Raw genomic sequence first — 11885 nt, forward strand, 5'->3', positions numbered from 1 at the left:
CGGCGTGGATCAGGATTTTCTGCCCCGACTCAAGTTTCGCCATCTCGAACAGAGCCTGCCATGCGGTCAGTGCCGCCAGGGGCAAGGCACCTGCAGACACCAGGTCCAGTTCTTCCGGCACGATGGCCAGTTCATCGGCCGCGGCCAGGGCATACTGCGCATAACCGCCACCGCCGGCCGGGAATCCGACCATGCCCATGACCCGGTCACCGGGCGCCAGGGTGGTCACGTTGGCACCTACTCCGACAACCTCTCCGGCGACATCGTAACCGGGCGTCCACGGCAACGAATTCTCGATCTGCCGCGCCGCGAAACCAAGCCCCTTCCGGGTTTTCCAGTCGATCGGATTGAGCCCGGCACCGTGCACCCTGACGAGCACCTGATCGTCTCCGGGGACTGGCACATCGGCCGAGACCACTTGCAGGACGTCACGCTCACCAAAGCGATCGTAGATCACATGGCGCATCGTGGCTTCAGCGTTCTGATCGGCAGTATTTTCCATGAAGATCTCCGGACAACAGGTTAAACGGGATTGGCTTTGAACAAGATTAGCTGAAGTAAAGCACAAAAGACCTCGGGTGACCTACAGCCCTTTGCCTCCGGCTACCACAGCGGAACCGAGAATCTCGGCGAACTCTTTGGGCGCACGGGCAGGCCGCTGGCTTTTCAGATCAACACAGGCGTGAGTGGAAACGGCCCTGACCAGGGTTCTGCCATCCGAGGGACGAACGAGCTGGAACTGCCGTGCAGACCGGAACCGACCATCGTAATCGGTGAGCCAGGTCCCAAGAACCAGTTGATCGCCGGCGTTCGCCGAGGCCAGGTAATCGATTTCCGTTCGGGTAATGGCCATCGCCTTGCCGGTTTTCTCGTGCAATTCCCAGGTCATACCCAGGCTTTCTATGTGGGCCCAACTGACGTCTTCCAGCCACCGTACGTAAACAACGTTGTTGGCGTGCCCAAGCCGATCGGTATCCTCGGGCCGTACCGCTATCTCGATCGTGAAAGGCGCCGGCAGATCCCAGTCAATATCGTGTTGCTGCATCAGTTGCTGTCCCCCAGACCCGGAATGGCCTGCAACGGTAGCCGACCAATACGATCATTGTGAAGTGAACCAAAGTACAGGTTGCCATCGTGAGGATTCACTGAGGTGATTTCCTGCAAATGGGTCCCCCGAGTGTCGTGGAGACTGGTAATAACCTCACCGTCCCGGTCGAACGCAATCACAAGACCATATTCTTGTGGCGCAGGTTTCAGGCTGCTCGGGAGTTTAGCCACCAGATCCTTGAGCCAGGGCCGGGGGTGCATGGCGTCCATCCTCGAATCTCTAAGGGTAGGAAACGCCACCCAGTAGCGCCCCTGATCATCCACCGCGAGGTTATCGGGAAAACCGGGCAGATTGTCGGCAAAGACTTCCGCCTGGCCGGCTTTGGGCCCGTGAATCCAGTATCGGAGGATGCGGTATTTCCAGGTTTCGTTAACCAGCACATAGTCGCCCTCCGGAGATACCGCAACACCATTGGCAAAATGCAGGTTGGCCAGGAGAACCTCGGCCTTGCCGGTTTTTGGAGAGTAGCGGAGCAGGCGGCCATGGGGACGCATTTCCAGAAGATCCAGCATGTATTCCGGCTGATGGAACTTGGAGCTGGCGTCGGTGAAATAAATGCGCCCGTCATCGGCAATGTCGACGTCATCGGTGAAGCGGAACAGCGTTCCCTCCGCCTCGCGGGCCAATACGGTGATCTCGCCCTCAGGACTGATAGACAGCAGCCCCCGCCAGGAATCTGCAACGATGAGATTGCCCTGGCTGTCAAACACCACGCCCAGGGGCCGACCATCGGTGGACAACCAGTTTTCAACCCGGCCATCCGGGAACACCCGCACGATGAAGCCATCCTGGGTGCCGGTATAAAGCACACCATCCTCGCTCACGGCTGTATCCTCGGGGCCGTATACCTGGCCCCTGGCGATCAGGTCCGCAAGCCTCAGGCGCTCATTTGGCGCAACCTCACCGGTCAGCGGAGGCGGCGATGGGGGGTTCCAGGCTTTGCTGTCGACGGGCGAGGGAGTCAGCAGGAAACTGCCAAGCAGCAGGAAGACAACCAGCAAACCCACCATCAGCCATTTCATACACTCTGCCCGCCTGTTGTTGTGTCCATTCCGTGTGTCAGCGATTGGCCCACCTTAGCAGACGGGCCGGTGAGCAGGAAAATGCCCTACGCAGGACACCATCATTCATCGGCGCTGAGGAAACGGCGGCACAGGGCAGCAAAGGAGTCGGCTTTCTCAGCGTGCAGCCAGTGGCCGGTCCCCTGGATAATACGCAGCTGTGCCTGCGGGAACAGTCGCTGGATATCATCCCGGTGTTTTTCCTGGATGTAGGCCGAATCCGCGCCCTTCAGAAACAGCACAGGACCATCAAACGGGCCATCACCCTCCGGCGCCCTGGCCAGATGTTCATAGCAGGCATCGATAACCGGCAGATTGAGCCGCCACCGGAACATTGGCCCGCCCTCCTGCTGGTCTTCGCGGGGAATCCGTTCCAGGTTTTTCAGCAGGAACTGGCGAACACCCGGCTCTTCGACAAAATCTGCCATCAGCCTGTCTGCGTCCTGACGGGAACGCACACCGGTCAGATCCATGCTGGTCAACCCGTCCAGAATAGCATCGTGCCGGGGTTTGTAGTTTACCGGGGCAATGTCGGCCACGATCAGTTTTTCCACGCGCTCCGGAGCCTGGAGGGCAACCTGCATCGCCACCTTGCCACCCATGGAATGACCCAGCAGGCTCACCTTGTCCAGCGCCTGGGCGTCCATGTAGGCGATGACGTCGGCGGCCATGGCCGGATAGTCCATGGTATCCGTGTGGGGCGAACTCCCGTGGTTGCGCTCGTCCAGTGCGTGAATCTGCCACTGGTCTTCCAGACGGCGGGCGATACCCCCCAGGTTGTCCAGGGAGCCGAACAGCCCGTGCAGCAGTATCAGGGGCGGGCCTTCGCCGGTAATGCGGTGGTTCAGCGCAACAGTCATGGGCAGTCAGTCTCCGGATTGGTCTGCGTTCTCAGACCGGATACATTACCACTGCCAGTCTTGCGAGCAAGTGCCGGTATTAGCGGTCATTTTCCGTGGACGAAAAAAAGCCGGGCAAAGCCCGGCTTGAAGGTCATAGACGTGACGTCTGAAGGATCAGCAATAGAAGATGCTGTTCAGATACTCGGCAAGCTCAATCACGTTTTTACGCTCAAGCTCGGTATGAGGTACGAAAATTTCCTGTTCCATAAAACACCTCCTGATTGCTTTTCCATTGCTTCAACCTGATACGTTGATGCTATCGTTAAAGCCACGGGTAACCCTTGACAGGCCGTTGCACCCACTTGACATTTTGTATCAGTCATCATGACAGGTCGTTAACTATCAACGTGACATCTGCCCAATCAGACTCCACCAGCGCACCCCTGGTCGCTGCCTCCAGCACGCTGGCGCTGGTTCACTATCTGGAACGCCAGGGTGTTCTCAATGCGCCAAGGGTGGAACAGCTGACCGGGCTGGCCATGTCGGAGCTCACCGACCCGGACCGGCGCGTGCCCGCCGATGCCCATTACCGGCTGTGGGAACACGCCGAGCTGGTAACGGGCGATCCGGCTGTCGGGCTGCACGCCGGAAAAGTGGTGGATCCCGAGCGGATGGGACTGGTCGGGCATGTGTTTTTCAACTGTGACACCCTGGGTGAAGCCGTTACCCAGTACGTGCGCCTGCATCGGCTGATCAACGAGTCGGTATTCCTGAGCTTCGAACAGACCGCCGACCAGGCCATTCTCTGCTGGCAACCGGACATGGCCGAACATTACTGCCGGCAGGATATGGACCGGACCCTGGCTGCGGCCATCACCCGCACCCGCCACTTCATTCATCCGGGCATCCGGGCGGAATGGGTAGAGATCGCCCATCCGGCGCCGGTGTACGCCGACGAGTACGAAAAGCTTCTCGGTGGCCCGGTGCGGTTTGATTGCGGTATTACCCGGCTGGCGTTCAACAGCCGGCATCTGGGGCACCCGATACCACGCCGCAATCCCTACGTGTATTCGGCAGTACTGAAGCAGGTCAATACGCTGCTGGCGAGGCTTCAGAGCCGCCGCTCGTTCGGCCGCAGGATTCGCCGACTGATCTCGAAGCAGATGGCGACCGAAAGAATCGATGCCGACAGCCTTGCCCGGCAATGCCATATGAGCCGCCAGACGCTCTACCGCAAGCTCAAGAAGGAAGGCCTGAGCTTCCATGGCCTGGTTGAGCAGGTTCGCCAGGACAAGGCGCTCAGGTATGTTGCGGCCGACCAGTACGCTCTGGGTGAAATTGCTTTTCTGCTGGGTTTTTCAGAGCTCAGCGCCTTCAGCCGGGCGTTCAAGCGCTGGACCGGCACCTCACCGGCAGAGTACCGGGCAAGGCATCTGGCCACATCGGGGCCCTACGGCCACCAGGCAGATGAGGGAGCGCAATGATGGACGAGCTGTCTCTCGTTGCACTGGTGGTCGGGGCCGTTTACCTGGGCGCATTTGCCTGTATTTACCGTATTCTTCTGACCTATCGGACAACACAGGGTGCCATTGCCTGGGTCATTGCCCTGATCGGCCTGCCCTACCTGGCTGTGCCCATGTTCGTGCTGTTCGGGCGGCATCGGTTTGGCGGCTACGTGAAAGCCCGACGGCTTGGCGACGAATCCCTGACCAATCTGCTGAACCGGTTCGAGCAGCAAACAACCTCCATACCCATCCCCGCCAGCGAACGGTTCACCGACGAACTTCAGGTGCTCTGCCGACTGGGCCGGCAGCCGTTCACCGATGGCAACCGATGTACCCTGCTCAGGGACGGTGAGGCCACGTTCGAGGCCCTGTTCGAAGCCATGGAAGACGCCGAGCACTATATCCTCCTGGAGTTCTACATCGTGCGGTCAGACCGGGTTGGCCGCCGGATCAAGTCAATTCTCGAGCGCAAACTGGCCCAGGGTGTGGAAGTCTGGTTTCTGTATGACGACATTGGCAGCGTCTGGCTGCCGCGCAAGTACCTGAACCAGCTCGCCGCCGCCGGCGCCCGCGTGGCCTCGTTCGGTAACGGCAACATCCGCCGGAGGCGGTTCCAGATCAATTTCCGGAACCACCGGAAACTGCTGGTCTGCGACGGCAAGATCGGCTTTGTGGGTGGCATCAACCTGGGGGACGAATACCTGGGCACTGCCATGGACCAGGAACCCTGGCGCGATACCCACTGCCGGATTGAGGGTCCGGCCGTCACCGGCCTGCAGCTGGCATGGCTGGAAGACTGGAACTGGGCCAGCAACGATTTTCCCAGCCTCGACTGGGCGCCGGTCGACAACCAGCCCGGCGACGACGAGGTGCTGATGCTGCCAACAGGACCCGCGGACAGCTGGGAAACCTGCACACTGTTTTTCCTCAATTGCATCAATAATGCCCGCACCCGGCTCTGGATCGCCTCGCCCTATTTTGTTCCGGATTTCCAGATCATGAACGCCCTTCAGTTGGCGGCGCTTCGGGGCGTGGACGTACGAATCCTGATTCCGGAGAAATCGGACAGCCGCCTGATTGGCCTGGCGGCTTACTCTTACCTCGTCCAGGCCTGCAAGACCGGCATCGGCATCTATCGCTACCAGCCTGGCTTCATGCATCAGAAAGTGATCCTGGTGGATGATCGATACGCGGCGGTGGGAACCGCCAACATGGACAACCGCTCGATGCGATTGAATTTCGAGATCACCGCCATAACCACCGCAAGGCATTTCATCCGGAGTGTGGAATCCATGCTGGAACACGATCTGGACAATTCCCGCCTGATGATCGAGAGCGACTACAAGGATCGGTCGATCCTGTTCCGCCTGTGTTGCCGGGCCGTCCGCCTGCTGGCGCCACTGCTATAGGCCATCCGTCCACTGGCTCCGGAATAGCCGATGTGCGACTATGCCAGGACGATTCAGCCAGTATGCAGTAGCGACAGATCACCATGAATGCCTTCAAGCCCAGAGAAACACTGACCGAACAGGTCGCACGCCACATCGAAAACCTGATTGCCTTTGGCCAGCTGCGCTCCGGTGAACGGATCTACGAGGGCGCCATGGCGAAACAGATGGACGTCAGTCATGGGTCCATACGGGAAGGCTTGCTGCTGCTGGAGAAGCGGCATCTGGTCCGCAACGTACCCCGCAAAGGCGCGTTCGTGACTCCGCTGGATGAATACTTCGTTCGCAGCCTGTACGAGACTCTGGAGCTCCACCTCACCCACACCGGTCGCAAGCTGGTGCGTCACTGGCAGCCCGAGGACATGGCCCGGCTGGAGAGTCTGTATGAGCAGATGCAGGCCTGCTACAGGAAGAACGATCTTATGGCGTTTCTGGAGCTGGGCATTGAGTACACCAAGGCATCGCTGGCCTATGCCGACAACTACTTCATTGTCTCTGCCATTGATGACCTCTGGCCTTCGGCAAAGCGCTGTGCCTTCGTCGCCTTCCAGGAAGGAGGCAATCGTGTCATTGAGGACAACCTGTCCCACATGGAACAGTCAATCAGTGCCATCAAGGATCGGGATGAGGATCGCCTGGCAGACATCCTGCACCGCTATGCCCTGCAACAATGCCAGCAGGTTCTCACTGCCATTGAAAAGACCGGCAGCAGAACGGCCTGACGGCACTCAGTAAAAGAGCTGGGTGAACGAGAAACCAATGTTCAGGTAGGCCGTCCAGTTGTCTTCGTTGTTGTAGGCTGCGGCCACCTGAACCGGGCCGAGGAAGGTATCCACGCCGGCGAATACGCTGGACGATTTCACCGAACTGTCCCAGCTCGCCTCATCCAGAGAGGGCCAGGCATTACCCGCCTCGAACCCGGCGCCAACGAACCAGGGCAGCAGCGGGCCGCCAAAGGTCTGGCTGGCATAGGCTGAAACCATTAACGCGTTGTCTCCGGTAATCTCACCCGGCGCGTATGCCGATAGCCGGCGGAATCCACCCAGGCGGACGGCATTTTCAATTCCGGGAGTGCCCCGGGTTACCGCATGGCCGAAGACCAGTCCGGTCAGGGTCAGGCCTTTCCAGCTTCCGGTTCCCAGCGCCAGGCCGGTTACCGAATCGAACTCCCGGTCGGATCCCAGGCCCTCCCGTTCAAAACGTCCACGGAGGCCGGCAAAGCCACCGTCGCGAGGATAGAAAGTATCGTCCAGAGAGTCGTGTACCAGTTGCACGGCCAGCCCACCCTGGTGCACCGACCCCTCCGGCGCTACCGGTTGCCCGACCTGCTCGTCAACCGTCGCATAGCCCCGCGCATAGATCAGGCGAACTTCGGCATTGCCGCCGATTTCCATGCCCAGTGCCAGATCCGCTTTCCGGAAGGTCACATCCACCTCCGTAACGCGGGTTCCGGCGGCATCAAACAGGCTGAAGGTATCCCGGGAGTACTCGCCACCGAGCACCAGAAAACGCTCATAGCCGTAATCCAGCGGCTGATACCACTGGCTGCGAACCCAGGGCTCGGTGCCCAGCTGAACACCGGTCTGCCACTCCCCGCCCAGGGCATTGAGCTCGGTCATTCGAAGGGAAGAGGCAAGATTGAACCGGGTTTCCCCGTCAAAGTTATCCTCATAACTCAAACCGAAAGACAGGTAGTTCGGCCCCCAGCTCTTCTCCTGGACGCGGATGGTCAGAACGGTTCCCTCGGGCAAAGACGAGGTCGAATAGGACACAATCTCGTAATAGCCAAGCCCGTAGATCCGTTTGAGGTCGGCTTCCAGGCGGGCGGTGTCCAGTGGCTCTCCGATTCTCTGCCGGATTCGTTCCTTGAGGAAGTCCCGGGCCAACCGACGACTGTCTTCGATCTCGATGCGTGACACGATACGCGCACCCGCGTCCTGCGCTGACACGCTGTCGCGCCAATCGGCCCAGGCCTTGCGGGATAATGCCAACGGACGCAGTTCGACGCCGTGTTCCCGGGCCGAGCTGGCGCCCAGCTCAAACAGCACCGGCGCATCGTAAAAATCAGCGGAGGTGTAGCCTTCGAGGTCGGGGCGGATCAGAACATCGTCTTCGGCGAGCAGATCCAGCTGCTGGTCGGTGTTCCGACGGGTCATGATGGTTGTGAGTTGACCGACAACGGAAAACGCGCCCCGCAGCTCGTCGGTTTCCATCAGACTGTCGGTAATATCCACTGCGATGATGATGTCGGCGCCCAAATCCCTGGCAACGCTGATGGGCAGGTTGTTGGCGACGCCCCCATCCACCAGCAACTGGCCATCACGTTCCACCGGCGCGTATACCCCGGGAATACTCATGCTGGCACGGATGGCCTCGGACAGGTTACCGTCACCGATGACCACCTGCTCACCGGTCTCGAGATCGGTGGCAACCGCCCGGAAGGGAATGGGGAGCCGGTCGAAGTCTTCAACCAGGGCGGCGTTGTGGGTCAGCTCGTTGAGGATAAAACCTAGATTCTGCCCGGCAATCAGCCCGCCGCCGACACGCAGGCCATCGGCGCGAACACCGATGCCCGGGACCACCGGAAACCGCCAGTCATCCTGCTTGCGCCGAACCGGCTTGTAGACCCGGCCGGGATCGTCGCGAAAGCTGGAAAGCCAGTCCATCTCGATAAAGCGCTGCTCGATGTCACTGACCGGCATACCACTGGCATACAGGGCACCGACTGCGGAACCCGCGCTGGTGCCCACCACCAGATCAACAGGAACCCGCATTTCCTCCAGAACCCGCAACACGCCAACATGGGCCATACCCTTGGCGCCGCCGCCACTCAGAACCAGCCCTACCTTGGGACGCTCCTCAGCCGAAGCCAGTGGTGCCAGAAGAATCATGATGACGGCGATCAGTCGAGGGACATTCCGGCCCCAGGGGTTGCACTGGCTCACAATTGGGTTATTTCCGCTCGGAGGAGTCGTCGTCCGCCAGTGACAGGTGGGATACGTCAGGTATCATCGGCGGCGGCAGGTCACGCTCGACACCCAGATCACTGCCAGCCGGAGCCAGGCTCCACTCGTCCAGATGCTGGAACATTGGTGGCTCCGCTTCGGTCTTCTCTGTCAGGTTGACCCCGACCGGATCCAGACTCAGACCGGAGCCGGAAAGTATCGTATCCACCTTCTCGCCCGCCACCGGCAAACGATCGCCAGGCTCGGTTTCAGGAACCCCACGGCGCTGCTCTTCCGCCGGCGGCGCAGAGGGCGTCGGCTGCGGACGGGGCTGACTTGCGGGGGCCGACGGGGCTGGCTGTGGTGCCGCACTGGCAGCAGGCCGGGCGTCAGCCATCGGCTGGACATAAGCTACCATGCCGTGCTTTTTCAATACCGCCCGGTATTTTTCAGCCTGAACCTCTTCCAGCTTGTTGCGAATAACCACCGGCTGACCACTGAACATGCGATCAACCTGATCAAGAGAAGCCTTGAACAGGGTTCTGGCATTGTTGCGGGCCGTTTCCAGATCCGTTCCGGGAACGCATTCCCCTTTAAAGACAAGCTGAAACATGCGTTTTCCTCTCTAAGTCCGTCTTACCCACATCATAGTTGATCGCGCACCGGACCGGGAGCCCGAAAGCCCGGTCGTCACTGTATCGAGACTGCAAACAATTGAAAAATTAATGTCACATATCACGCAAAATGCGACAGACTCTGCAATAATCAACGGCAACCAAACTTTACACTTGGTTACAGATTAACCGGAATGTCACCAGGGAGTGGCCTCCAATGACGATCACACGCTCACTTCGCCTCGCTGCCACAGCCCTTTTGCTGTCGGCACCGCTTGTCCATGCCGAAAATCTTGATGTACTCATGAGCCAGGTATTTCCGGAAGCCCAGGCGACCTATATCGGGTACGAGAGCGTTGAACGACAAGATATCCCCGCCAGCGCGGCGGTCGAGCGCAAATACCTGATTGTGGATTTCCGCCTGGCTTCTAACGACATGGCCTCTGAACAGCTTCAGGCCAGCGTGCACAAGGTCTGCATGACTCTGCTGAAAGACCGCGACCTGATCCGCCAACTCTCGGATTCCGGTTACGACATGGTCTCGGTCGCTTTCGACCGTCGCTCGCAGTTCGATTGTCTGTAACCCACCCGGCTCTTACTCTTCGCGGCCGAGCAACTTCGGGAAGGCCTCAAGAGCACTGTTGACCGCGTCCAGATTGAATGCCTCGACATCCGCAAGCAGCTTCTCCCCGTAACGGGTGACGGAGCGTGACCGGAATCGCTGGCCCCAGGCCAGCACGCGGCGTGCAAAGTCTTTCATCTGCTCCGGATCGCCACTCTCTCTCACAGCTTCCCACTCGTCACCAAAATCCGCCGCGAGCTGTTCCCTGAGCCAGCCCCGCTCCTGCATGCTGAGAGTCTGGGCCAGCAGCCGGTCGGATTCCTTGGGAACGCCCTCGTCTTCCGCCTGTTCCACCGTCGCCTCAACCCGGGGCAAGGTCACCGTAAAGACCGAACCGGAACCTTGTTCACTCTCAACTTCCAGCTCACCGCCCATCATACGGGCCAGCTTCCGGCTGATGGCCAACCCGAGACCGGTTCCACCATAGCGCCGCGTGTTCTGCCCCTCCTGCTGCTCAAAGGCATCGAAAATACGCTCCACCTGATCCGGCGGGATACCGATACCGCTATCGCTGACCGTGACGATCAACTTGTAATACTGGCGTTCCGGCGCTTCCGGGGTCTGTTCCGCTTCTGCCGACCGCTTCTTGAGCGGCTTCGCGGTTGCCCGAACTGTTACACCTCCGTCGTGGGTGAACTTGATAGCGTTGCCGACCAGATTGAACAGAACCTGCCGAAGACGGGTTTCATCCAGCATCATGGCGCCGGGCATTCGCGAATCGACACTCACTTCCAGTGTTATGCCCTGCTCCCGGGCCCGCAGATCGAAAATGTGGCGAACATCATCCAGGAGACGACGGACCGATACGGCGGAATAGTCCAACCGCATTTTTCCCGCCTCGATTCGTGAAAGGTCCAGAATGTCGTTGATCAGCATCAGCAGACTTCGACTTCCCGCCCGGATGGCGTCCAGGTAATTGCGCTGCTGCGGGTCGGTAACACTGTTGCTGAGCAGATCGCTGTAGCCGATCACCGCGTTCATCGGCGTTCGTATTTCGTGGGACATATTGGCCAGGAACTCACTCTTGGCCAGGCTGGCGGCCTCCGCCTCCCGGGCCAACCTTTCGGCTTCGAGCTTGGCGGCCCGCAACTCGTCTTCGCTCCGGCGCAGGGCATTCTCCGAACGGATACGCTCATCCACCTCCCGCGACAACTTGCGGTTCCAGTACAGGAAGATCAGCACGACCAGGATGGCGATCAGCACCACCCGCCGCACCACGGTGTAATCGGTCTCCTGCTCGATATCCAGGTGAATCCACCTGTTGTAGATGGATTCTGTCTCGCTGGCTTCGAGGCTGCCCAGCGCCTTGTTCAGCACCCGGTGCAGCTCAGGGTTGTCCTTGCGTACGGCCAATCGCAGATCGTACTGATAGGGGGTAATGCTGGTGATCCTGAGGTTCGACAGCCCCAACCGGGCCACTGTGTAACTGACCGCCGGAATATGGGTAACCATGACGTCCAGGTCGCCGTTGGATAGTGCCAGAAGCCCCTCCTCCACCGTATCCATCGGGTAAAGATCCAGGTTCGGGTGATTGATCAACAGGTAATCGTGGGCCGCATGCCGGTTCACCACACCCACACGCTCCGTGCGGAGTTCCCGAAGATCCCCGATAAAGCGACCGTCGTCCCTGATGGCAAGGGCGATGGGCACGGTCAGATAGGCCCGGGTAAACAGAAATGCCTCTTCGGTGCGCGGCGTCCGGGACAACCCGGGAAGAATATCCACCTCGCCCGAACGCAG

Annotated in this window: 11 protein-coding genes; 4 read left to right on the forward strand and 7 right to left on the reverse strand. The window is 59.7% G+C overall.

Annotation, left to right across the window (positions count from 1 at the left end):
• From B2W52_RS12665 to B2W52_RS12680, 4 genes are all read right to left on the reverse strand, one after another.
• A partial coding sequence (locus B2W52_RS12665; RefSeq protein WP_286803378.1) for an NADP-dependent oxidoreductase occupies positions 1-502 on the reverse strand: 502 nt, incomplete at its 3' end.
• Between the two features lie 81 nt (positions 503-583).
• Complete coding sequence (locus B2W52_RS12670) at positions 584-1045, reverse strand: acyl-CoA thioesterase (RefSeq protein WP_008173245.1); 462 nt, start codon at positions 1043-1045, stop codon at positions 584-586.
• Positions 1045-2130, reverse strand: coding sequence for an SMP-30/gluconolactonase/LRE family protein (locus B2W52_RS12675; RefSeq protein WP_008173243.1), 1086 nt, complete (start codon positions 2128-2130; stop codon positions 1045-1047). Before B2W52_RS12675 ends, B2W52_RS12670 begins: the two co-directional genes overlap by 1 nt.
• A 101-nt stretch (positions 2131-2231) precedes the next feature.
• Positions 2232-3029 (reverse strand): alpha/beta fold hydrolase, encoded by a 798-nt coding sequence (locus B2W52_RS12680; protein ID WP_008173240.1) that lies wholly within the window; start codon positions 3027-3029, stop codon positions 2232-2234.
• Between the two features lie 389 nt (positions 3030-3418).
• On the opposite strand from B2W52_RS12680, the gene B2W52_RS12685 reads away from it, so the two are divergent.
• From B2W52_RS12685 to B2W52_RS12695, 3 genes are all read left to right on the forward strand, one after another.
• Positions 3419-4495 (forward strand): AraC family transcriptional regulator, encoded by a 1077-nt coding sequence (locus B2W52_RS12685; protein ID WP_008173236.1) that lies wholly within the window; start codon positions 3419-3421, stop codon positions 4493-4495.
• Positions 4495-5925 (forward strand): cardiolipin synthase, encoded by a 1431-nt coding sequence (cls, locus tag B2W52_RS12690; protein ID WP_014575864.1) that lies wholly within the window; start codon positions 4495-4497, stop codon positions 5923-5925. Before B2W52_RS12685 ends, cls begins: the two co-directional genes overlap by 1 nt.
• 83 nt (positions 5926-6008) lie before the next feature.
• The gene (locus B2W52_RS12695) at positions 6009-6686 is read left to right on the forward strand and encodes a GntR family transcriptional regulator (protein WP_273071554.1); all 678 of its coding nucleotides are present in this window, start codon (positions 6009-6011) and stop codon (positions 6684-6686) included.
• Between the two features lie 6 nt (positions 6687-6692).
• Here the strand turns inward: B2W52_RS12695 and B2W52_RS12700 are convergent, their stop codons facing one another.
• Entirely contained in the window at positions 6693-8909 is a 2217-nt protein-coding gene (locus tag B2W52_RS12700) for a patatin-like phospholipase family protein (protein ID WP_286803387.1), read from the reverse strand.
• Positions 8910-8916: 7 nt separating this feature from the next.
• The gene (locus tag B2W52_RS12705) at positions 8917-9522 is read right to left on the reverse strand and encodes a hypothetical protein (protein ID WP_286803389.1); all 606 of its coding nucleotides are present in this window, start codon (positions 9520-9522) and stop codon (positions 8917-8919) included.
• A 218-nt stretch (positions 9523-9740) separates the two neighbouring features.
• On the opposite strand from B2W52_RS12705, the gene B2W52_RS12710 reads away from it, so the two are divergent.
• A complete protein-coding gene (locus B2W52_RS12710) occupies positions 9741-10106 on the forward strand; it encodes a hypothetical protein (protein WP_008173227.1) in 366 nt (121 codons plus the stop codon).
• A 12-nt stretch (positions 10107-10118) separates the two neighbouring features.
• On the opposite strand, the gene B2W52_RS12715 is transcribed toward B2W52_RS12710, so the two are convergent.
• Positions 10119-11885 (reverse strand): ATP-binding protein (locus B2W52_RS12715; protein ID WP_286803394.1); only part of this gene is annotated, 1767 nt, incomplete at its 5' end.

The sequence above is a fragment of the Marinobacter sp. UBA2498 genome (genome assembly GCF_002341575.1).
Classification (GTDB): Bacteria; Pseudomonadota; Gammaproteobacteria; order Pseudomonadales; family Oleiphilaceae; genus Marinobacter; species Marinobacter manganoxydans.

Coding starts and splice junctions, on each gene's coding strand:
- B2W52_RS12670 (WP_008173245.1), bottom strand. CDS start 1,045: ATGCAGCAACACGATATTGACTGGGATCTGCCGGCGCCTTTCACGATC.
- B2W52_RS12675 (WP_008173243.1), bottom strand. CDS start 2,130: ATGAAATGGCTGATGGTGGGTTTGCTGGTTGTCTTCCTGCTGCTTGGC.
- B2W52_RS12680 (WP_008173240.1), bottom strand. CDS start 3,029: ATGACTGTTGCGCTGAACCACCGCATTACCGGCGAAGGCCCGCCCCTG.
- cls (WP_014575864.1), top strand. CDS start 4,495: ATGGACGAGCTGTCTCTCGTTGCACTGGTGGTCGGGGCCGTTTACCTG.
- B2W52_RS12695 (WP_273071554.1), top strand. CDS start 6,009: ATGAATGCCTTCAAGCCCAGAGAAACACTGACCGAACAGGTCGCACGC.
- B2W52_RS12705 (WP_286803389.1), bottom strand. CDS start 9,522: ATGTTTCAGCTTGTCTTTAAAGGGGAATGCGTTCCCGGAACGGATCTG.
- B2W52_RS12710 (WP_008173227.1), top strand. CDS start 9,741: ATGACGATCACACGCTCACTTCGCCTCGCTGCCACAGCCCTTTTGCTG.